General features: G+C 42.6%; 17 protein-coding genes and 1 tRNA gene. 3 read left to right on the forward strand and 15 right to left on the reverse strand.

Features of this window, described 5'->3' with window-relative positions:
• Positions 1 to 36 precede the first annotated feature (36 nt).
• The 9 genes from coaE to DWZ93_RS03450 form a co-directional block, all read right to left on the reverse strand.
• On the reverse strand, positions 37 to 648 hold the full coding sequence (coaE, locus tag DWZ93_RS03410) for a dephospho-CoA kinase (protein WP_118451957.1): 612 nt from the start codon (positions 646 to 648) through the stop codon (positions 37 to 39).
• Positions 649 to 658: 10 nt separating this feature from the next.
• Complete coding sequence (gene polA / locus DWZ93_RS03415; protein ID WP_118451958.1) at positions 659 to 3,274, reverse strand: DNA polymerase I; 2,616 nt, start codon at positions 3,272 to 3,274, stop codon at positions 659 to 661.
• A 226-nt stretch (positions 3,275 to 3,500) separates the two neighbouring features.
• Positions 3,501 to 4,073 (reverse strand): hypothetical protein, encoded by a 573-nt coding sequence (locus DWZ93_RS03420; protein WP_118451959.1) that lies wholly within the window; start codon positions 4,071 to 4,073, stop codon positions 3,501 to 3,503.
• Between the two features lie 145 nt (positions 4,074 to 4,218).
• Positions 4,219 to 4,632, reverse strand: coding sequence for an HD domain-containing protein (locus tag DWZ93_RS03425; protein ID WP_199665871.1), 414 nt, complete (start codon positions 4,630 to 4,632; stop codon positions 4,219 to 4,221).
• On the reverse strand, positions 4,604 to 4,852 hold the full coding sequence (locus DWZ93_RS14675) for a hypothetical protein (protein WP_118451960.1): 249 nt from the start codon (positions 4,850 to 4,852) through the stop codon (positions 4,604 to 4,606). Before DWZ93_RS14675 ends, DWZ93_RS03425 begins: the two co-directional genes overlap by 29 nt.
• Positions 4,853 to 4,859: 7 nt before the next feature.
• A tRNA-Leu gene (locus tag DWZ93_RS03435) sits at positions 4,860 to 4,942 on the reverse strand.
• Between the two features lie 83 nt (positions 4,943 to 5,025).
• Positions 5,026 to 6,300 (reverse strand): diaminopimelate decarboxylase, encoded by a 1,275-nt coding sequence (locus DWZ93_RS03440; RefSeq protein WP_118451961.1) that lies wholly within the window; start codon positions 6,298 to 6,300, stop codon positions 5,026 to 5,028.
• A 29-nt stretch (positions 6,301 to 6,329) separates the two neighbouring features.
• Positions 6,330 to 7,766 carry a pyruvate kinase gene (gene pyk, locus DWZ93_RS03445; protein WP_118451962.1) on the reverse strand — a complete coding sequence of 479 codons (1,437 nt, stop codon included), beginning with the start codon at positions 7,764 to 7,766 and terminating at the stop codon, positions 6,330 to 6,332.
• A gap of 105 nt (positions 7,767 to 7,871) precedes the next feature.
• A complete protein-coding gene (locus DWZ93_RS03450; RefSeq protein WP_118451963.1) occupies positions 7,872 to 8,729 on the reverse strand; it encodes a rhomboid family intramembrane serine protease in 858 nt (285 codons plus the stop codon).
• A gap of 256 nt (positions 8,730 to 8,985) precedes the next feature.
• Here DWZ93_RS03450 and DWZ93_RS03455 point away from each other — a divergent pair, with 256 nt between their 5' ends.
• The 3 genes from DWZ93_RS03455 to DWZ93_RS03465 all read left to right on the forward strand — a co-directional run bounded on the left by DWZ93_RS03455 (position 8,986) and on the right by DWZ93_RS03465 (position 15,375).
• On the forward strand, positions 8,986 to 13,266 hold the full coding sequence (locus tag DWZ93_RS03455) for a 2-hydroxyacyl-CoA dehydratase (protein WP_118451964.1): 4,281 nt from the start codon (positions 8,986 to 8,988) through the stop codon (positions 13,264 to 13,266).
• Between the two features lie 20 nt (positions 13,267 to 13,286).
• Complete coding sequence (locus tag DWZ93_RS03460; protein ID WP_118451965.1) at positions 13,287 to 13,862, forward strand: TetR/AcrR family transcriptional regulator C-terminal domain-containing protein; 576 nt, start codon at positions 13,287 to 13,289, stop codon at positions 13,860 to 13,862.
• 142 nt (positions 13,863 to 14,004) lie between these two features.
• Positions 14,005 to 15,375 (forward strand): radical SAM protein, encoded by a 1,371-nt coding sequence (locus DWZ93_RS03465; protein ID WP_118451966.1) that lies wholly within the window; start codon positions 14,005 to 14,007, stop codon positions 15,373 to 15,375.
• A 90-nt stretch (positions 15,376 to 15,465) separates the two neighbouring features.
• Here the strand turns inward: DWZ93_RS03465 and gpmI are convergent, their stop codons facing one another.
• The 6 genes from gpmI to mnmA all read right to left on the reverse strand — a co-directional run bounded on the left by gpmI (position 15,466) and on the right by mnmA (position 22,253).
• A complete protein-coding gene (gpmI, locus tag DWZ93_RS03470; RefSeq protein ID WP_118451967.1) occupies positions 15,466 to 17,004 on the reverse strand; it encodes a 2,3-bisphosphoglycerate-independent phosphoglycerate mutase in 1,539 nt (512 codons plus the stop codon).
• Positions 17,005 to 17,105: 101 nt separating this feature from the next.
• Positions 17,106 to 17,855: a triose-phosphate isomerase gene (gene tpiA, locus DWZ93_RS03475; protein WP_118383556.1), complete on the reverse strand. Its 750-nt coding sequence runs from the start codon at positions 17,853 to 17,855 to the stop codon at positions 17,106 to 17,108.
• A gap of 21 nt (positions 17,856 to 17,876) precedes the next feature.
• Positions 17,877 to 19,070 carry a phosphoglycerate kinase gene (locus DWZ93_RS03480; protein WP_118451968.1) on the reverse strand — a complete coding sequence of 398 codons (1,194 nt, stop codon included), beginning with the start codon at positions 19,068 to 19,070 and terminating at the stop codon, positions 17,877 to 17,879.
• A 91-nt stretch (positions 19,071 to 19,161) separates the two neighbouring features.
• Entirely contained in the window at positions 19,162 to 20,175 is a 1,014-nt protein-coding gene (gene gap / locus DWZ93_RS03485; RefSeq protein WP_118383554.1) for a type I glyceraldehyde-3-phosphate dehydrogenase, read from the reverse strand.
• A 192-nt stretch (positions 20,176 to 20,367) separates the two neighbouring features.
• Positions 20,368 to 21,165 (reverse strand): histidinol-phosphatase HisJ family protein, encoded by a 798-nt coding sequence (locus tag DWZ93_RS03490; RefSeq protein WP_118451969.1) that lies wholly within the window; start codon positions 21,163 to 21,165, stop codon positions 20,368 to 20,370.
• A gap of 2 nt (positions 21,166 to 21,167) precedes the next feature.
• A complete protein-coding gene (mnmA, locus tag DWZ93_RS03495) occupies positions 21,168 to 22,253 on the reverse strand; it encodes a tRNA 2-thiouridine(34) synthase MnmA (protein ID WP_118451970.1) in 1,086 nt (361 codons plus the stop codon).
• Positions 22,254 to 22,258 lie beyond the last annotated feature (5 nt).

The following is a 22,258-nucleotide window of genomic DNA, read 5'->3' on the forward strand; positions in this document are numbered from 1 at the left end:
ATTGCTTTTATGCTATTTAGCACATTCTCTCTGTTATTATACCTGACTTTTCTTTATGCCAAAATCCTTCAGCATATCATCCAGCTGTTCTCTGGTGTCATCAAAGCTCCGGCTGTTATCTACTGCACGGTCGCTGTGCTCCAGAAATTCATCCCTGCTTTTCTGTGCACGGAACATATCCTCAATCTTCTCTTCACTATATCCTCTGGATAATTTAAGTCGTTTCTTACGTACTTCTTCATTGGCATAGATATACCACACTTCATCACAGATCTCGTCATAGTGTTCTTCCAGGAGAAGTGCCGCCTCCAGTACAAAAAGCTCTGTTCCCTGCTTTGTCTCCTGACGGATTTTCCGGCGGATATTTTCCTTCACAGCCGGATGAACAATCGCATTCAGCACATGGAGCTCTTCGTCATCTTTAAACACAATCCGTGCCAGATGCGGACGATCAATTCTGCCATTCTCATCTAAGATGTCCTCTCCAAAATGCTCAACGATTTTATTATAACAGATTGTACCCTTTTTTTGCAGATTCTTTGCAACAAGATCTGCCTCACACACAACTGCGCCATATTTCTCTTCCAGATAGCGGAGCACTTCGCTCTTTCCAGAGCCAACTCCACCTGTAATCCCTATGATCTTCATGTATATTCTCCTATTTTGCTTCATACCAGTTATTGCCGGTATGCATATCAACCAGAAGCGGTACCTTAAGGTCTGCCGCACGTTCCATTTCTTCCTTTAAAATCTCCTCTACCTGTTCCAGTTCCGGAATATAAGTCTCAATCAGGAGTTCATCATGCACCTGAAGAACAAGTCTGGATTTCATCTGTTTTTCTTTCAGCCTTCTGCTAACGCCAATCATCGCCACTTTAATAATGTCAGCTGCTGTTCCCTGAATCGGCGCATTCATCGCCACACGCTCTCCAAATGATCTCTGCATATAATTGGACGACTTCAGCTCCGGCATCGGGCGTCTTCTTCCAAACAACGTCTCCACATATCCATGTTCCCTGGCAGACGCAACCGTATTATCCAGAAATGTCTTGATTCCCGGATAGGTCAGAAAATACTGATCAATGTATTCTGCCGCTTCTTTTCTGCTGATACTTAAATCCTGGCTCAGCCCAAAAGAACTGATACCATACACGATTCCAAAATTAACCGCCTTGGCATTTCTTCTCTGAAGATCCGTCACCTCGTCAAACGGTACATGAAAAACCTGCGAAGCCGTAATTCTGTGAATATCCTGAGCCTGGCGATAAGCATTGATCAACATATCATCTCCGGAACAATGCGCAAGAATACGAAGCTCAATCTGCGAATAATCTGCATCTACAAACACAAAACCATCTTCCGGAATGAACACTTTACGAATCAGCCTGCCAAGTTCCATACGAACCGGAATATTCTGCAGATTAGGTTCTGCGCTGCTGAGACGTCCCGTCGCTGTAATAGTCTGATGGAACTTCCCATGGATCCGTCCATCTGCCTGAATAAAACCAGCCAATCCATCCGCATAAGTCGACTTGAGTTTTGCCATCTGACGGTATTCCAAAATCTTCGCTACAATCGGATACTCCGGTGCCAGCTTCTCCAATACATCTGCCGCTGTCGAATATCCGGTCTTTGTCTTCCTTCCGCCCTGTAATCCCATTTTTTCAAACAGGATCACGCCTAATTGCTTCGGTGAATTAATATTAAAAATCTCGCCGGCCTCTTCATATATTTCCTGTTCCAGTTCATGGATCCGCACGCCAAGCTTCTCACCATAAGCTTTCAGCTCATCAGCCTCTACGCGGACACCACACTGTTCCATATCATACAATGTCTCTACAAGCGGCATCTCTACATCCACAAACAGTTTCCACATATTGTTCTCTGTTAGCTGTTCCTGCAAAATTGGTGCAGCCTTCCATCCGGTATATGCTTCGTAACAGGCTTTGCTGTCATCAGGAAGCTTATCTTCCATCAGCAGATTCAGCCGTTCTCTGGCAACATCCTCGCCGGTATAATCACTTTTCAATGGGTTCAGCAAATATGCTGCGATTGTTCCGTCAAAACAATGTGAAACCGGAAGACTGCCAAGTTCTCCCATTGCATTCTTTACGTCAAAGAATATGCAACATTCATTCTTCTCCACAAGCTGCACGGTCTGCTCCTTCAGCCATGCCGAAGATATATCATTTCCGGTCTTTATATAATACACATGCTCGTCTGAACAGCATAGTGCAATTCCTGCGAACTCTGCCAGGTCAGCAAATAATGGAAGCACATCCTCTGTATTCTTACAAAGTGCAATGCCAACACGCTCAGCTTTTGCCGCATCTGTGAAAATCTGTTCAGCTTTCTCTTTATTTGTAATCGTCTCAAATGCGTCCTCAATCTTATTCGACAGTTCCGATGTTTCAAATCTTCCCAGCAGATTTTTAAACTGCAGCTTCTGAAAATACACATATGCTTCGTCTGTATACAAATTACCGAGTTTCGCATCCGCAAACTCATAATCAATCTCTGCATCCAATTTGATCGTAGCGAGTGTCTTGCTCAAAACTGCCAGATCCCAATGTTCAATTATTGCCTTCGATGCACGCGGCGGCTTCAATTCGGAAGCATGCTCATGTGCATTTTCGATAGAATGATACTCGGTAATGATCTTCGTTGCAGTCTTCTCGCCTACCCCCGGCAATCCCGGTATATTATCTGAGGTATCTCCCATTAACGCTTTCAGATCGATAAACTCCGTTGGAGTTACCTGATATACATTCAAGACATCTTCCGCATAATAATCTTCAATCTCTGTCTGTCCTTTTTTCGTCTTTGGAATACGAATCTTTACATGCTCCGTTGCAAGCTGTAAAAGGTCTCTGTCACCGCTGATCACAGACACTTCCAGCCCCCGTCTCTCAGACATTCTGGAAATAGTTCCGAGAATATCATCTGCTTCCAGACCGGCTTTTTCTATAATTTTAACTCCCATTGCCTGCAGGACTTCCTTGATTACAGGAACCTGCTGCCGGAGTTCTTCTGCCATCGGCTTTCGCGTGCCTTTATATTCCTCAAACATCTCATGACGAAATGTCGGTGCATGTACATCAAAGGCCACCGTCAGATACTCTGGCTTCTCCTGATCCAGAATCTTAAACATAATGTTCAGGAACCCATATACTGCATTCGTGTGAAGTCCATCTGCGTTAGTCAGATCCGGAACTCCGTAGAATGCACGATTCAATATACTGTGTCCATCAATCAATACGATCTTTTCAGCCATTCTAATTACCTCGTAGATTATTCAAATCTCAATTTTATAAATCAAACTTTAAAAATGCCCTGCTGTTACTCCAAGGCACTCTTATTATTATAAAAGGCTTACCCTGTTACTGGCAAGCCTTATTTTCATTCAATTCATATGATAGCAAAAACGACCTTTCAAAAACAGTTAACTCTAAATCAACTATTTCTTGAAAGATCGTTTTTCCAAAATTCTCGGAGTATTCTCAGAATCCCCAATAATATCTCATTTTTCTGTCATATGGCACACCGATCTCCCATTCTTCTTTTTCAGATGCATAGTCCCATCTTTCCTCAACATGGCAATAGTATTCAAAAACACCGGTTAAGCCCCACGGTTCAACCAGATACACATGTCCATTTTCTTCCCAATATCCTCTACAGCAAGGCAACTGAACAGAATTAGGTAACGCAGGACATTTTTTTCGTTCTATTTCGTCCGTAAGCTCTGCTTTATTTGCAACATTTAGCGAGGCATAAACACACCATCTTGTTGAACCGGAACCGCCGCCATCATGGTAAGATTCTGCATAGCTCTCTTTATAGAATATGTAATCCATCGTCTCTTGGTACCTGGCATCATAATATCCGCCATCCAATACTACATTAAGTGTATCTGCCGTTATTTCAAATGAATAAGGTTTATAACATATTTCCTTGATAATACGCTCTGCACATTTTACAATATCATTTGAATATTTTTGGACAAATGGATGAAACGATTCTGCAAACACACTCCTTGCATTTTCTGATTTTTTCACATGATTCCCGTTGCTCATATGCATGATCTCCTTTTATGATTCACTAATGATTTAAAATATGATCTTGTATAAAGTATAACACATATATTTTTTCTTTCCACTGCAATGATTGCTACTAATGAATAAAATTTATATTGATATGTTTTTCCACTATCTGCATATCCTAATAATCCTTTCCATCCCACTCTGCCATAAACTCATCCACATACTCTCTCATGAATCGCTCCCGTTTTTCGGCAATTTTCCTTCCAGTATCCGTACTCATCATATCCTTCAGCAGAAATAACTTTTCATAAAAATGATTGATCGAGGTGGTAACATGATCCTGATATTCATCTTTACTCATTCCAAATTTCGGAACGATCGCCGGATCATAAATTGCTCTGTTATGATTACCTCCATATGCAAATGCCCTCGCTATACCAATCGCCCCAAGGGCATCCAGTCTGTCCGCATCCTGTACGCATTTTCCTTCTACAGTAGACGGAATTACCGAATCATTCCCTGCAAATGATACCTCATCAATAATCTTACAGATTCGTTCGATGTTATCGTCTGACACACACTGTTCTTTCAAAAACTCCGCCTTCAAAATAAATATCCTTACCTTCGCTGTCCTTATAAAAAGAAATCTGTTCCGTACCTGTCAGTTTGAACTCCAGACTTTCAAGCAGTCTGACTGACGGCAGATTTTTAAATACTGTTCTATTTTCATCAATCCGATAGATGTAAATGTAGACAGTAAAAAAGAGAGCTACCGCTTCACGATTTTTTAATCGTTGAAGCGATAACTCCATTCTATAATGCGGATGGCGGGACTTGAACCCGCACGTAGTCACCTACGCAAGATTTTGAGTCTTGTGCGTCTGCCATTCCGCCACATCCGCATTCGGCTATTCATGAGCCGAAATTAATAATAGCACAGATTCCATAAAAATACAATAGAAATCTAGAATTAATTATTAATAAATTATTTTTTAGGAAGACGATCTGCAATATCAAAGCAGTCAAATGTTGCAAAGTAATCTGCCGGTGTCTCTGCACGGCGGATCATCTGTGTAGAACCATCTTCTTTTAACAGTACCTCTGCTGAACGCAGACGTCCGTTGTAGTTGTATCCCATAGAATATCCATGTGCACCTGCATCGTGGATAAACAGCAGGTCTCCCATATCGATCTTCGGAAGCATACGGTCTACTGCAAACTTATCACAGTTCTCGCACAAGCTTCCTGTCACATCATACATATGGTCACACGGTTCATTTTCCTTGCCCATTACAGTGATATGATGATATGCGCCATAGATTGCCGGACGCATCAGGTTTGCTGCGCATGCATCCACGCCAATGTATTCTTTGTGAGTATGCTTCTCGTGAATTGCTTTTGTAATAAGTCCGCCGTATGGTCCGAGCATAAATCTTCCAAGCTCTGTGTAGATTGCCACATCCCCCATTCCTGCCGGAACAAGTACTTCTTCGTATACCTTACGCACACCTTCACCGATTACAGAAATATCATTCGGCTCCTGATCCGGTTTGTAAGGAATACCAATACCACCTGACAGATTGATAAATTTGACATGTGCTCCGGTCTCTTTCTGCAGCTTAACAGCCAACTCAAAAAGCACCTTTGCAAGCATCGGATAATACTCATTTGTTACTGTATTACTTGCAAGGAATGCATGAATACCAAATTCCTTAGCGCCTTTACTCTTCAGAATACGGAAAGCATCAAAGATCTGCTCCGTGGTCATACCATATTTGGCATCACCCGGATTATCCATAATATCATTGGAAATCTTAAACAGTCCTCCCGGATTGTATCGACAGCTGATAATCTCCGGAATATGGCCAAGAGTCTCCTCCAGACAGTCAATATGAGTAATATCATCCAGATTAATGATGGCACCAAGCTTATCCGCATATGCAAATTCTTCTGCCGGAGTGTCATTAGATGAGAACATAATATCTCTTGGTTGAACTCCGGTAGCCTCTGACAGCATAAGCTCTGTCAGGGATGAGCAGTCATAGCCACAGCCATACTCTCTCAGAATATTCATAATAAATGGATTCGGTGTCGCCTTTACTGCGAAATACTCACGAAATCCTTTGTTCCATGCAAATGCATCTTTCAGAGCCTGAGCATTCTTACGAATGCCAGCCTCATCGTATAAATGAAATGGTGTCGGATACTTCTTCACAATCTCTTCCAACTGTTTCTTTGTGACAAACGGTGTCTTTTTCATCTGTGCCTTCCCTTCTGTAAAACTTTTATTTAATCAATAACTGCAATACGCATCATGTTGCTGACGCCTGCTTTGGTCTGCTTAAAGTTAGGTGATGGGATACCTGCTGTTACAATAACAATATCTCCTGTCTCTGCTTCCTGCTTGGCTGAAATCAGATCTACAGCGCCATTCAGGATGTCTTCTGTTGTAGCAAATGCCAGTGACTTATAAGAGCGAACACCCCAGTATAACTGCATTCTGCGCATAGTTCTGGAATCTGGTGTTACACCAAGAATGTCGGCTTTTGGTTTAAATTTAGACATCACTCTTGCTGTTGCTCCTGATACGGTTGGTGTTACGATACACTTTGCATTCAAATTAAGAGATGCAGCTACAGATGCATAACCGATTGCGGAAGAAATATCTTTTTTCTGGTGATCGCTGGTTCCATTCAGGATTGCTTCATAATCCAGATGCAATTCTGTATTTTCAACAATGTGTACCATCATATCCAAGGCTTCTACCGGGTATTTACCGTTAGCAGTTTCTCCGGACAGCATAACTGCATCCGTTCCGTCATATACTGCATTAGCAACGTCAGTTACTTCTGCTCTGGTCGGTCTTGGATTACGGATCATGGAATCCAGCATCTGTGTAGCAATAATAACCGGTTTGTAATTATCATTACATTTCTGGATAATCTGCTTCTGCAGATAAGGGACTTCCTCCGCCGGAATCTCAACCCCAAGATCGCCTCTGGCTACCATAATACCATCTGCACAGCGGATGATCTCGTCGATATTATCCACACCTTCTACATTCTCAATCTTAGCGATAACCGGAATATACGGTGCGCCACATTCCTTCAGCCATGCCTTGATCTCAAGAATACATTCTGCATTTCTTACAAATGAAGCAGCGATAAAATCAATATCTTGTTCTACACCGAATCGGATATCCTCTTTATCCTTTTCTGTAATGGCAGGAAGACGAATGGCAACTCCAGGTACATTCACACCCTTCTTCTCACCCAGCTCACCACCATTATCTACAATACATTTGATCTCTTTATCTGTTTTACCGGTAACCTTCAGCTCGATCAGTCCATCGTCAATCAAAATAATGCTTCCGACAACTACATCATCAATCAGTCCGGCGTATGTGATAGACACACCTGTCTCATCACCGATTTTTTCCTCAATGCTGAGTGTAAATGCATTGCCTTCTTTCAGCATAACCTTTTTACCATCTTTCAGCTGTCCGGTTCTGATCTCCGGTCCTTTGGTATCCAGCAGAATCGCAATTGGTTTCTTCTCCTGTTCGCGGAGTTCTTTCAACTGATCCATTCTCCCTTTATGTTCTTCATGGGAACCATGCGAAAAGTTAAATCTGGCAATATCCATTCCTGATTTGATCAGGGCGCGCATTACTTCTTTATCGTTTGATCCAGGTCCCATGGTACAGATAATTTTCGTTTTTTTCATAATCAATTTCTCCTCTTTTAAAATTCTCTTCACTTAGGTTTCTTATCCTGTTTCCTTTAGACATACAATAATCTTCTTAACCGGCATACATATACATATAAAGTATTACTTCACATGTGTATGCGTAAACAAGTGATCCTGACAATATTCATAATCACCGTTGCATCTTGAGCAATAACGGAATTCCAGATTCGGATCATCCAGTTCTGTCCTTCCGCACACCGCACAACGGTGTCTCGCGCCACCGGCATAGTGATTAACCGGACGCATTTTCTGCTTAAACTGCTGCTTCCGCATACGCTCTTTCGGACTGTAAGGCTTCATGTTCCGCGAACACAAGAAAAAGATCACGAAATTCAGAATAGATACAACTGCAGCAAGTGCATTCGCTTTATAAAGAATACCATAATATCCTCCGCCATAAGCCGGAAGAAATGCCTGCAGTACTGTGTATCCAAAATACACTCCGTCAATAATCGCCAGCCATTTGGCTTTGATCGGGATCAGAAAGAACAGCAGAAACTCAAGATCTGGATACATCGCTGCAAATGCAAAAAACAGCGACAGATTCAGATAGCTGGTTCCTAATGGCAGGGAAAGCCCTGTCAGAAGATAAACAATGATAGCTGCGATCACATGGAACAGCATTCCTGAAAAGAAATATACATTAAACCGGAATGCGCCCCAGGTCCTCTCAAGATTGGATCCCAGCACGTAATAAAAATACAATACAATAATGATAAACAGCAGACTCGAAGATGGTGGCTGAATGATAAATGTCACAATCCTCCATATCTGTCCATGCAGGATCGCCGCAGCGTCCAGACTGAGATAATTATAATAAAATGATGGGTTAATCATCTGAAATACAAATCCTACCGCATACAGAATGATGATGTAATACATCAGATTGTGAATCGCATAGCGGCCGAATTTGCGTTCTAATTTGTCAAGCCAGTTCATATTCCTTCTCCTTAATCTTTGCTGTAAACATGTAGTTATTCTACCTTTTCCTTTTTTATTTGTCAATTACGCACCGATGAAAACATATATTTTACATATTTCCGCCCTGTATTTTATAAATTTTTCACTTGATCTCCGGCAACTTCTAATTGTGTTTTAGAAATGAATGTCGTATAATGTTAAAAGTTGTAAAAAAATACTTTACACATTTTAATAGGAAAAGACACATATTTATATACCAGAAAAGGAGATATCCATGAATAGAGATGAGATCTATACATTGGGAATTGATATTGGTTCTACTACAGTTAAGATTGCCATATTAGATTCTGCCAATGAAGTATTATTTTCAAGTTATGAGCGGCATTTCGCCAACATTCAGGAAACTCTTTCCGACCTTTTGGGGCGTGCAGCAGAGAAACTCGGCAGTATCCATGTTTCACCGGTCATCACCGGTTCCGGTGGACTGACACTTGCCAAGCATCTGGAAGTCCCATTCGTACAGGAAGTTGTGGCTGTATCCACTGCCCTTCAGGACTATGCCCCTCAGACCGATGTAGCAATCGAACTCGGCGGCGAAGATGCCAAGATCATTTATTTTGAAGGCGGTAATATTGAGCAGCGTATGAATGGTGTATGTGCCGGTGGTACCGGTTCTTTTATTGACCAGATGGCTTCTCTTCTTCAGACTGATGCATCAGGACTGAACGAGTATGCTAAAAATTATAAAGCGCTCTACACCATTGCAGCGCGCTGTGGTGTATTTGCCAAATCTGACATTCAGCCATTGATCAACGAAGGTGCATCGAAAGAAGACTTATCTGCCTCGATTTTCCAGGCAGTAGTCAATCAGACCATTAGTGGTCTTGCCTGCGGTAAACCAATTCGCGGACACGTAGCATTTCTTGGTGGACCGCTTCATTTTTTATCTGAATTGAAAGAGGCATTTATCCGTACTTTGAAGCTGGATGACGAACATACCATTGCTCCGGATCACTCCCACCTCTTTGCTGCTATTGGATCTGCGCTGAATTCTGAGCATGATCTGGACATACCTATTCAGACTATGCAGCAGAGACTTGCCGATCACATTCAGATGGACTTTGAAGTTGAGCGTATGCAGCCGCTCTTTGCCTCAGAAGATGACTATAACGAATTTACCAATCGTCATAATAAAGACCAGGTGCCAATGAAGGAACTGTCTTCCTACCATGGTAAAGCCTTCCTCGGTATTGATGCGGGCTCTACTACAACCAAAGCGGCACTGGTAGGTGAAGATGGCACTCTTCTGTACTCTTTCTACCATAATAATGAAGGAGATCCATTAGGTACTACCATTTCCGCAATCAAGGATATTTATTCCAGACTTCCGGAAGATGTGGAAATCGTCCACTCCTGCTCTACCGGATATGGTGAAGCTTTGATCAAAGCCGCTCTGATGCTGGACGAGGGTGAAGTTGAGACCGTATCCCATTATTATGCTGCATCTTTCTTTGAACCGGATGTAGACTGTATCCTGGATATCGGTGGTCAGGACATGAAATGCATCAAGATCAAGAACCAGACTGTAGACAGCGTACAACTTAACGAAGCATGCTCTTCCGGCTGTGGTTCTTTCATCGAGACCTTTGCCAAATCTTTGAACTTCTCTGTTCAGGATTTTGCACATGAAGCATTATTTGCCAAGAATCCGATCGATCTTGGAACACGTTGCACTGTATTTATGAATTCCAAAGTAAAGCAGGCACAGAAAGAAGGAGCTGAAGTCTCTGACATTTCTGCCGGTCTTGCTTACTCTGTTATTAAAAATGCATTATTTAAGGTAATCAAAGTATCTGACGCCTCTGAACTCGGTAAGCACATTGTTGTTCAGGGAGGTACGTTCTATAACGATGCTGTTCTTCGCAGCTTTGAAATGATTGCCGGATGCGATGCAGTTCGCCCGGATATCGCAGGTATCATGGGAGCATTTGGAGCCGCACTGATTGCCAGAGAGCGTTACGTAGACTGCGAAGGTACAACCATGCTGTCCATCGATGATATTAATGCTCTGGAATATCGCACAACTATGACCAAATGCAAGGGCTGCACCAACAACTGTCGTCTTACCATTAGCCATTTCAGCGGAGGACGTAAGTTTATTACGGGTAACCGTTGTGAACGTGGTCTTGGTAAAGAAAAAACAGCTAATAAATTACCGAACCTTTTTGATTATAAGATGCACCGGTATTTTGACTATGAACCATTATCGGAAGAAAAAGCAAAACGAGGTGTCATGGGTATTCCTCGTGTACTTAATATGTACGAGAACTATCCGTTCTGGCATACTTTCTTTACCGAACTTGGATTCCGTGTAATTCTGACACCGGCATCTACAAGAAAAATATATGAGCTTGGTATTGAATCCATTCCAAGTGAATCTGAGTGTTATCCGGCTAAGCTTGCACATGGACATGTCCAGTGGCTGATCAACCAGAAGGTTCCACATATCTTCTATCCTAGCATCCCTTACGAGCGTCAGGAGTTCGAGGATGCCAACAACCACTACAATTGTCCGATCGTAACCTCCTATCCGGAGAATATTAAGAATAATATGGATGCGATTGTGAATGGAGAGGTCGACTTTATTCATCCATTCCTTTCATTCAAGAGCGAAGAGACTCTTTCTTCCAGTCTGACAGAAGAAATCGGAACAAGATTCTCCATCCCTGAAACAGAGATCAGAGCCGCTGTACATAACGCATGGCTGGAGCTTGCCTCCTGCCGTGAGGATATGATGAAAAAAGGAGAAGAAACCATCGCATTCCTGAACGAGACCGGTAACCGTGGTATCGTTCTTGCCGGACGTCCATACCATATTGATCCTGAGGTTAACCATGGTCTTCCGGAACTGATCAATTCCTACAATATTGCCGTACTGACTGAAGACAGCGTGTCTCACCTGCATCAGGTAGAACGTCCGATCAATGTTATGGATCAGTGGATGTACCACTCTCGTCTGTATGCAGCAGCCAACTATGTGAAGACAACCGAGAATCTGGATCTAATCCAGCTGAATTCCTTTGGCTGTGGTCTGGATGCAGTTACAACCGATCAGGTAGCAGATATTCTGAATCGCTCAGACAAGATCTACACCACCTTAAAGATTGATGAGGTTAATAACCTTGGTGCAGCACGTATTCGTGTCCGCTCCCTGCTTGCCGCCCTTCGTGTGCGTGAACAGCGTGGAACCAAACGCGAGATTCGTCCTGCTAACATTACCAAGGTGCCATTTACCAAAGAAATGCGTAAAGAATATACCATTCTTTGCCCTCAGATGTCACCGATTCACTTTTCACTCTTAGAGCCGGCATTCCGTGCTTCCGGTTATAAGATTGAAGTACTTCCGAATGACAACAAACAGGCAGTCGATGTGGGATTAAAATATGTAAATAATGATGCCTGTTATCCATCACTGATGGTGGTCGGCCAGATTATGGAGGCAATTCTTTCCGGCAAATACGATACCGATAAGATTGCTGTCATCATCAGTCAGACCGGTGGTGGATGCCGTGCATCCAACTATATTGGATTTATCCGTCGTGCACTGAAAAAAGCCGGATACGCACATATTCCGGTCATCTCCATCAACTTAAGCGGACTGGAAGGCAATCCTGGATTCAAGATCACTGCTCCACTGATTGTCCGCGGTGTATATGCAGTTGTATTCGGAGATATTTTCATGAAATGTGTATATCGTCTCCGTCCATACGAGGCTGTACCTGGATCTGTGAACGCTATGCATAAGAAATGGGAAAAACGCTGCGCTGATTTTGTGTCCAACGGTTATCCATCCAGACATAAGTTTAAGAAAATGTGCCGCGAGATCATTGAAGATTTTGATAATATCGAACTTCTGGATATCAAAAAGCCTCGTGTTGGTGTTGTTGGTGAAATCTTGGTTAAGTTCCTGCCTGCAGCCAACAACCATCTGGTAGACCTTCTGGAAAACGAAGGTGCTGAGGCAGTTGTTCCTGATCTTCTGGACTTCCTGAACTACTGCTTCTATAATCAGACATTCAAAGTAGAGAAACTTGGATTTGCCAAAAAGCAGAAAATGCTTGGTAACCTTGGAATCAAAGCTATCGAATGGCTTCGTGCCCCGGCAACGGAAGCGTTTAAAAAGAGCAAACATTTTGCCCCGCCGGCTAAGATCGAAGATCTTGGTAAAATGGCGTGCGAAATCGTATCCCTCGGTAACCAGACCGGTGAAGGATGGTTCCTTACCGGAGAAATGTTAGAACTGATCCACAGCGGTGCATCCAACATCGTTTGTACACAGCCATTTGCATGTCTGCCAAACCATGTGGTAGGTAAAGGTGTTATCAAAGAACTCCGCAGACGTTACCCTCAGGCAAATATCGTAGCCATCGACTATGATCCGGGTGCCAGCGAAGTTAACCAGCTGAACCGTATCAAATTAATGCTGTCAACTGCTAACAAGAATCTTGATACTTCTCACCACCTGAAGAGGTTGGAGTCTTCTCGACTGAGATAAATATTTGAAAGGAATATTCTATGCGGCAATCTACCAAACAGGCGCTTTCGGAAACTTTTAAAATACTTCTGGAAGACCAAACGATTGACAAGATTACAGTAAAAGATATTGTGTCTAAATGCGGGGTAAACCGTCAGACTTTTTATTATCATTTCCGTGACATCTATGAACTGATGGAATGGACTCTGGAGAATGATATCAGAGAATATTTATCCGATAAATCAGATTTTTCTAAAGATTTTCTGATTATCGAATGGAAGGAAAGTATTTATTACTTATATCAATTCCTTTATTCCAGAAAAAGACAGATTCTTCATGCATATGACCCAGTTAATAAAACATATTATGAGAATTTTCTGCTGAAATTTATTACACCGATCATAGACTATCGCATTTCCCTGTGCACGTCAGCTTCGTCTGTACCAAAGGAAAAACGTGTATTTGTTACCAAAGCCTATACTTGGATCTGCCTCGAACTGATTCTCGAATGGTTGGAACACGGTATGCCAAATGAACATAAAATTCAGTTGGATGATTATCTTACCTTAGTAGATGGCAGTCTTGATACTGCTCTTGAACGTTTCATCCAAAGATAGCATTTTATTCCTCACATACCTTTTAGACAGAGTAATCCTTGTGTCAAAATTTTTGACACAGGGATTTTTTTGTCGATTGTTAATTTCAAACAGATATATATCATTATATATATAACTGAAAGAAATAAGTATAAATGGAGGAATGAATATTATGGATACTTCAAGCAGAATTGTACAATATGGTCTAAAAACCGCATTTAATTATATTGAAAAGAACCCAGAACAGAATCTTCCGAAGCTTATGGATTGGGTAGACAAATTAGCCGGCGATGGACCGAACAGCTATCCATCCCAGCGTGCCGCAATCCGAAAGGTCATTAATAATCCGGACAACAACATGTATCAGCTTATTATTAATATACTGACAGAGATTGATCCCGGCATATTAAAAGCAGTGTTTGAAAATTTCTTTCTCAATGCCAACTTACTTGGATGGAAAAGACAAACAGAGTTACGCGAGAAATACCACTGTAATATTCCATGGGCACTCCTGTTGGATCCTACATCTGCCTGTAATCTGCACTGTACAGGTTGTTGGGCAGCCGAATATGGAAACAAGCTAAACCTGACCTTTGATGAGATTGATTCTATCATTATGCAGGGGAAAGAAATGGGCATCTACATGTACATATATACCGGTGGTGAACCGTTGGTACGTAAAAAAGATCTGATCGCATTATGCAGAAAGCATCATGACTGCCAGTTTCTTTCTTTTACCAATGCAACCCTTATTGATGAAGAATTTGCTGAACAGATGCTGGATGTAAAGAACTTCATTCCTGCAATTAGCGTAGAGGGATTTGAAGAAGCCACCGATGGACGCCGTGGAAACGGAACATTCCAGAAGGTTGTAAAAGCTATGAACCTACTGAAAGAGAAGAAACTTCCATTTGGTATCAGTTGTTGCTATACCAGTCAGAATCTGGATTCTATCAGCAGTGATGAATACTTTGACCAAATGATCAAATGGGGAGCCAAGTTTGTATGGTATTTCCACTATATGCCGATTGGAAATGATGCTGTACCAGAACTCCTGCCAACACCTGAGCAGCGTGAATATATGTATCATAAGATCCGTCAGGTTCGTGCAACCAAACCAATATTCGCCATGGACTTTCAGAACGACGGCGAATACGTAGGCGGATGTATCGCCGGTGGACGCCGCTATCTGCATATCAATGCGAATGGCGACTGCGACCCATGTGTATTCATCCATTATTCCGATTCCAATATCCGCGAAAAGAGCCTGTTAGAAGTGCTTCAGTCTCCGATGTTCATGGCATATCACGATGGTCAGCCATTCAATGAGAACCATCTGAAACCGTGTCCGATGCTTGAGAACCCACAGCTTCTACGGCAGATGGTTGCTAAAACCGGTGCACATTCTACCGATCTCCAGTCACCGGAAAGTGCCGATCACCTCTGTGATAAATGTATGGCATATGCCGAGAACTGGACTCCGACCGCTGAACGGTTATGGAGCAATAGCTGCCTATGCAAGAAGGCTGAATAATCTGACACCCATTTTAACCTATCCTATATAAAATGAGCGCCCGGACATTGCGTCTGGACGCTCATTCTTACAACCATTCATTATTTTCGATTATTTTACAAGCAGTGATTTACCTGTCATTTCTTTTGGCTGTTCCAGTCCCATCAGCTCGATCAGAGTCGGTGCGATATCTGCAAGGCATCCACCCTCACGAAGCTTGTATGCAGGATCTGCATTTACCAGAATAAATGGTACCGGATTGGTTGTATGTGCTGTAAATGGCTCGCCTGTCTCTTTGTCAATCAGCTGTTCTGCATTGCCGTGGTCAGCACAGATAAACATCTGTCCATCTACTTCACGGATTGCATCTACTGCTTTTCCAACACATGCATCTACAGCTTCAATTGCTGCGATTGCTGCAGGTTCTACGCCAGTGTGGCCTACCATATCCGGGTTAGCAAAGTTGATGATGATCACATCATATTTGTCAGATTTAATCGCATCTACCAGCTTATCACATACTTCGTATGCGCTCATCTCCGGCTTCATATCATAAGTTGCAACCTTTGGTGATTTCACAAGAATACGATCCTCACCTTCATTTGGTTCCTCAACGCCGCCGTTAAAGAAGAACGTTACATGTGCATACTTTTCTGTCTCTGCAATACGTGCCTGTTTCAAACCATTAGCAGCAAGGAACTCACCAAATGTATTGGTAATCTCTTCTTTTACAAACGCAACCAGCTTGTTAGGAATGGTCACATCATACTCTGTAAAACAAACATATGTGGTGTGGATTCTTTCTCCACGATCAAATCCGTCAAATGCATCATCACAGAATGTTCTTGTAATCTCTCTTGCACGATCCGGACGGAAATTAAAGAAGATCACAGAATCGTTATCTTTGATCGTAGCTACCGGGGCTCCGTCTTTCTCTACAACAGTCGGAAGTACAAATTCATCCGTTACATCCTTGTCATAAGAAGCCTGAATGCCTTCTGTTGCACTTGTAGTCTTCTCACCCTCGCCAAATACGAGTGCACGGTATGCTTTTTCTACTCGATCCCATCTGTTATCACGGTCCATAACATAATAACGTCCCATGACAGATGCCACTTCACCTACGCCGATTTCTGCCATCCTGGCTTCAAGTTCAGCTACGTATTCTTTACCAGATGCCGGTGGTGTGTCACGACCATCAAGGAAGCAGTGTACATATACTTTCTCGATACCCTGACGCTTGGCCAGTTCCAGGAGTCCGTAAATGTGTGAATTATGGCTGTGTACACCTCCATCGGATACCAGACCATATAAATGCAGTGCAGAAGCATTTTTCTTTACATTCTCGCATGCGGCAAGCAATGCCTTATTCTCAAAGAAATCTCCATCCTGAATTGCTTTTGTGATCTTAGTCAGATCCTGATATACGATACGTCCGGCTCCCATGTTCAGATGTCCTACCTCTGAGTTACCCATCTGACCATCCGGAAGACCTACAGCAAGTCCACTTGCGTTACCCTGTACAAATGGGCATTCAGCCATCAGTTTGTCCATAACCGGCTTCTTAGCCTCCGCTACGGCATTACCTTTGGTCTCATTATTTAATCCATAACCATCTAAAATCATGAGTACGGTTGGTTTCTTGCTCATTATTCTATCTCCTCTATGTTCTACTATTTTTTATCACAAATTCATAAAAACACAAAATCGCAGGGGCGAATCTTTCCACCCCCACGACCTGAAATTTTGTCTTATTTGTAGTTAACGATTTTTCCGAAATCTGGCTTCAGAGCTGCGCCGCCTACAAGACCACCGTCGATATCCGGCTGAGCAAATAATTCAGGAGCTGTAGTAGCATTAACAGATCCGCCGTACTGAATACGGATTGCTTCTGCAGTAGCTTCATCATATACTTCAGCGATGCAGGCACGAATACCTGAGCATACTTCCTGAGCCTGCTCCGTAGTAGCTGTCTTACCTGTTCCGATAGCCCAGATTGGCTCGTAAGCGATAACCATTGTCTTAGCCTGATCAGCTGTTACATTCTGCAGACCAACTTTAACCTGCTGACGGATGAAGTCCATTGTAACTCCCTGCTCTCTCTGCTCAAGAGTCTCTCCACAGCACATGATTGGTGTAATACCATGCTCAAATGCTTTCAGGACTTTCTTGTTAACTGTCTCGTTAGTCTCAGCAAAATACTCTCTTCTCTCTGAATGTCCAAGTACTACATACTTAACACCGGCATCTACCAGCATAGCCGGTGAAATCTCACCTGTGTAAGCACCTTTCTCTTCAAAGTACATGTTCTCAGCACCAACCTGAATGTTAGTTCCTTTAACAGCCTCAGCTACTGGAATAATATCAATAGCCGGTACGCAGAATACTACGTCTACATCATCACTAGCTACCAGCGGTTTCAGTTCCTCAACAAGGGCTACTGCCTCGCTTGGCGTCTTATTCATTTTCCAGTTACCTGCAACAATTTTTCTTCTTGCCATGTTTGTTCTACCTCTTTCTTCTTATTTATCGTTAGCAGCAGCCACACCAGGAAGTTCCTTTCCTTCCAGGAATTCCAGAGAAGCTCCACCACCTGTAGAGATGTGTGTCATCTTATCTCCGTATCCAAGCTGGTTAACTGCTGCTGCAGAATCACCACCGCCAATGATAGTAACAGCGTCTGTCTCAGCAAGAGCCTTAGCTACTGCCTCTGTACCCTTTGCAAAGTTCGGCATCTCAAAACATCCCATTGGTCCATTCCATACAACTGTCTTCGCATCTTTTACTGCTGCTGCAAAGATCTTAGCTGTCTCTGGTCCGATATCAAGACCTTCCCAACCTTCCGGAATCTCACCAGCATTTACCACTTTGCTGTTAGCATCATTTGAAAAATCATCTGCGATCACATTATCTACCGGCAGAAGGAGTTTAACGCCCTTTTCATCTGCTTTCTTCAGCATGTTCAGTGCATATTCACAATAGTCTTCCTCAAGCAGGGATTTACCAACTGAGCCACCTTTTGCTTTACAGAATGTGTAAGACATTCCGCCACCGATGATCAGGGTATCTACCTTATCGATCAAATTCTCGATTACAGAAATCTTGCTTGATACTTTAGCTCCGCCAAGGATAGCAACAAACGGTCTCTCCGGATTATTAACTGCATTGCCAAGGAAGTCAATCTCTTTCTGCATCAGGTAACCAACCACAGCTGTATCAACAAACTGTGTTACACCTACGTTAGAGCAGTGTGCTCTGTGAGCTGTACCAAATGCATCATTTACAAAAACATCGCAAAGAGAAGCCAGCTCCTTAGAGAATGCCTCTCCGTTCTTTGTCTCTTCTGCTCTGTATCGTGTATTCTGAAGAAGAATCACCTCTCCGTCTTTCATAGCGTCAACAGCAGCTTTTACACTGTCATCTACTACTACATCACTCGGAACAAATTTAACTTCCTGATCCAGCAGTTCTGAAAGACGAACAGCTACAGGTGCCAGTGAAAGTTCCGGCTTTGGTTCTCCCTTTGGCTTACCAAGATGTGAGCAAAGGATCACACGTCCTCCATCAGCAATCAACTTCTTGATTGTAGGAAGTGCAGCTACCAGACGGTTCTCGTCTGTGATCTTACCATCGATCAATGGTACATTAAAATCACATCTGCACAGAACCTTTTTCCCCTTTACATTAATATCATCAACAGATTTTTTGTTAAGCATAATTTCATCTCCTTCAAATTAATCATGATAGAAAAAAGGATCCGGTCCAAACCGACCGGACCCTTTTGAGTCTCTTATAAAATCAATTACATTATGCTAATTCAGCAAAGTATTTGATTGTTCTAACCATCTGGCTTGTGTAAGAGTTCTCATTGTCATACCAAGAAACAACCTGAACCTCTGTAGTTCCGTTGTCAAGTGGCAGAACCATTGTCTGAGTAGAATCAAACAGAGAACCATATCTCATACCAACGATATCGCTGGAAACGATCTCATCTGTGTTGTATCCGAATGACTCTGTAGAAGCTGCCTTCATAGCTGCGTTGATCTGATCAACTGTAACTTCTCCGTCAACAACTGCTGTCAGGATTGTTGTAGATCCTGTAGGGGTTGGTACACGCTGAGCAGCTCCGATAAGCTTTCCGTTCAGTTCTGGGATAACCAGACCGATTGCTTTAGCAGCACCTGTGCTGTTAGGAACGATATTAACTGCTGCTGCACGAGATCTTCTCAGGTCACCCTTTCTCTGTGGGCCATCAAGAGTCATCTGATCTCCTGTGTATGCGTGAATTGTGCACATGATACCAGACTTGATCGGTGCAAGATCGTTCAGAGCCTTAGCCATTGGTGCAAGACAGTTTGTTGTACAAGAAGCTGCAGAAATAACTGTATCTTCTGGCTTAAGTACGTTATGGTTTACATTGTATACGATTGTAGGAAGGTCATTTCCTGCTGGTGCAGAGATAACAACTTTTCTAGCTCCTGCCTTGATGTGAGCAGATGCTTTTTCTTTAGATGTGTAGAATCCTGTACACTCCAGAACTACGTCTACACCGATCTCTCCCCAAGGAAGCTCTTCAGCGTTAGCCTTTGCATAAATCTTGATTTCTTTTCCGTCTACGATGATAGAATCATCTGTAGCTTCAACCTTGTCAGCCAGAGCGTATGTTCCCTGTGATGAGTCATACTTTAACAGGTGAGCAAGCATCTTAGGTGATGTAAGGTCATTGATTGCAACTACATCGTATCCTTCTGCTCCGAACATCTGTCTGAATGCAAGACGTCCAATACGTCCAAATCCATTAATCGCTACTTTTACTGCCATGATTAATTCCTCCTAATATGATTTTGACTGTTATACAGCCGTTTTTATTTGAAATTCCTTAACATCTTGTTAAAGAATCATCAACCAGTCTTAATTTTACTAAATATCGCAAAAAAATTCAACCCTCTTTTATCTTTTTATAATAGGAACGGTATTTCTTTCAAAAAACCGTGGATTTTCCACATTTTTCTATTAAATTTTCACAAAGAGTGGTTTTCTTCCTTTGAACTCCGTATAATACTTGAATCCACAGGATTTTAAAATATCATCAGCCAGATGATAGTCGTAAGCAATATGCTCAGGGATATGTCCATCTGCGCCGACTGTGATAATCTCACCGCCAAGCTCCCGATATCGTTTTATGATCTCCGGCTGCGGATGTGGTGCTCCCAACCCATACTTAAGACCGGACATATTCATCTCAATGCCCTTGCCATGCGCGATCACCTGTTTTAATATTTCTTCGATTATATCCATATAATCATTTAAATCAAAGCCCTTACTTCCCTGATTGCTGTATCTCACAATGTAATCCAGATGTCCCAGCACATCGTACGATTTAATCTTCTGTACATCCTGAAGCATTTCCTCAAAATAGATCTTATATCCTTCCGGATCACTGTGCTTCTGAAAGAAATCCAGCGCCACATCATGTTCCAGCACCGAATGCACAGAACCAATCACAAAATCAAACGGATGCTGCGCCATGAAATCCTGATAATATTCCGCAAGATACGGCTGCATGCCAATCTCTGCACCGATCCGGATATCAATCTGATCCCGGTATTCTTCCTGCAGCTCTATCATTTTCTGAAAATACGATTCCACATCGAATATTGCTTCATCGCCCCAGTCCAGATTATCTTTATCGTAATGATCCGTAAAACAGATTACCGACAGACCTTTTGCGATCGCACTCTCGACCATATCTTCCGGTCTGGTCTCCGAATCATTAGAAAAACCGCAATGCATATGCACATCTGCTCTCATATCTATTTTCCTCCCGTAATCGTACCGCCACCCAGCACATATTCACCGTCATACCATACCACTGCCTGTCCAGGCGTCACAGCGCGTTGTGGTTCGTCAAATGTACAGACTACTTCATCCGGTCCTGTCTTTTCAATCACACACCACGCACCTTTATGATTATATCGAATCTTCGCCCACACTCGTTTTGGTTCTGCAAGATCCTCCACGGACATGAAATTCAGCTGAACTGCCCGTACTGTATTTGTTAGTGACTCATCGTATCCACCGATCACTACTTCATTAGTCTCCGGTCTGATTTCAAGAACAAACGCAGGATATCCAAGTGCCAGTCCCAGTCCTTTACGCTGGCCGACAGTGTAATGGATAATCCCCTTATGATGTCCAATCACCTTACCATCTGCAGTCACAAAATTACCTTCCGGGAATCTGGTATCTCTGTATTCTTCAATAAAAGACGCATAATCACCGTCCGGCACAAAGCAAATGTCCTGACTGTCAGGCTTATGTGCCACAGGAAGACAGGCTTCCTCAGCCATCTTACGGATCTCATCCTTTTCGTAAGCACCTACCGGCATTAACGTTCTTGAAAGCTGATCCTGTGTAAGATTATACAAAGCATAAGTCTGATCCTTTTTTTCGGTACGAGATGTACGCAATGCATATCTGCCATTCGGCAGCTTATCCACCCGCGCATAATGACCGGTTGCAATATAGTCGGCACCAATATCCATACTTCTCTTAAGAAGAGATTCCCATTTCACATATCGATTACATGCAATACATGGATTCGGCGTTCTGCCGTTGGTATATTCTTCCACAAAATAATCGATTACATACGCACGAAAATCGTCTTTAAAATTCATTACATAATAAGGAATTCCAATCTCGGCCGCAACTCTTCTGGCATCATCCACTGCACTCAATCCACAGCATCCGCCATTCTCTTCCTGGATGAATTCGTCTTCATCCTGCCAGATCTGCATCGTCACACCAATCACATCATAACCCTGCTGTTTCAAAAGCAAAGCTGCCACCGATGAATCTACTCCACCGGACATTCCTACTACTACTTTCTTACGGTCCATATTTC

Origin of the sequence: Dorea sp. AF36-15AT, from assembly GCF_003477705.1 — a bacterium.
GTDB lineage: Bacteria > Bacillota > Clostridia > Lachnospirales > Lachnospiraceae > Claveliimonas > Claveliimonas ammoniilytica.

What these genes read in the sequence shown, in the direction of transcription:
- coaE (WP_118451957.1), bottom strand. Translation starts at nt 648, where the DNA reads ATGAAGATCATAGGGATTACAGGTGGAGTTGGCTCTGGAAAGAGCGAA.
- polA (WP_118451958.1), bottom strand. Translation starts at nt 3,274, where the DNA reads ATGGCTGAAAAGATCGTATTGATTGATGGACACAGTATATTGAATCGT.
- DWZ93_RS03420 (WP_118451959.1), bottom strand. Translation starts at nt 4,073, where the DNA reads ATGAGCAACGGGAATCATGTGAAAAAATCAGAAAATGCAAGGAGTGTG.
- DWZ93_RS14675 (WP_118451960.1), bottom strand. Translation starts at nt 4,852, where the DNA reads ATGGAGTTATCGCTTCAACGATTAAAAAATCGTGAAGCGGTAGCTCTC.
- DWZ93_RS03440 (WP_118451961.1), bottom strand. Translation starts at nt 6,300, where the DNA reads ATGAAAAAGACACCGTTTGTCACAAAGAAACAGTTGGAAGAGATTGTG.
- pyk (WP_118451962.1), bottom strand. Translation starts at nt 7,766, where the DNA reads ATGAAAAAAACGAAAATTATCTGTACCATGGGACCTGGATCAAACGAT.
- DWZ93_RS03450 (WP_118451963.1), bottom strand. Translation starts at nt 8,729, where the DNA reads ATGAACTGGCTTGACAAATTAGAACGCAAATTCGGCCGCTATGCGATT.
- DWZ93_RS03455 (WP_118451964.1), top strand. Translation starts at nt 8,986, where the DNA reads ATGAATAGAGATGAGATCTATACATTGGGAATTGATATTGGTTCTACT.
- DWZ93_RS03460 (WP_118451965.1), top strand. Translation starts at nt 13,287, where the DNA reads ATGCGGCAATCTACCAAACAGGCGCTTTCGGAAACTTTTAAAATACTT.
- DWZ93_RS03465 (WP_118451966.1), top strand. Translation starts at nt 14,005, where the DNA reads ATGAATATTATGGATACTTCAAGCAGAATTGTACAATATGGTCTAAAA.
- gpmI (WP_118451967.1), bottom strand. Translation starts at nt 17,004, where the DNA reads ATGAGCAAGAAACCAACCGTACTCATGATTTTAGATGGTTATGGATTA.
- tpiA (WP_118383556.1), bottom strand. Translation starts at nt 17,855, where the DNA reads ATGGCAAGAAGAAAAATTGTTGCAGGTAACTGGAAAATGAATAAGACG.
- DWZ93_RS03480 (WP_118451968.1), bottom strand. Translation starts at nt 19,070, where the DNA reads ATGCTTAACAAAAAATCTGTTGATGATATTAATGTAAAGGGGAAAAAG.
- gap (WP_118383554.1), bottom strand. Translation starts at nt 20,175, where the DNA reads ATGGCAGTAAAAGTAGCGATTAATGGATTTGGACGTATTGGACGTCTT.
- DWZ93_RS03490 (WP_118451969.1), bottom strand. Translation starts at nt 21,165, where the DNA reads ATGAGAGCAGATGTGCATATGCATTGCGGTTTTTCTAATGATTCGGAG.
- mnmA (WP_118451970.1), bottom strand. Translation starts at nt 22,253, where the DNA reads ATGGACCGTAAGAAAGTAGTAGTAGGAATGTCCGGTGGAGTAGATTCA.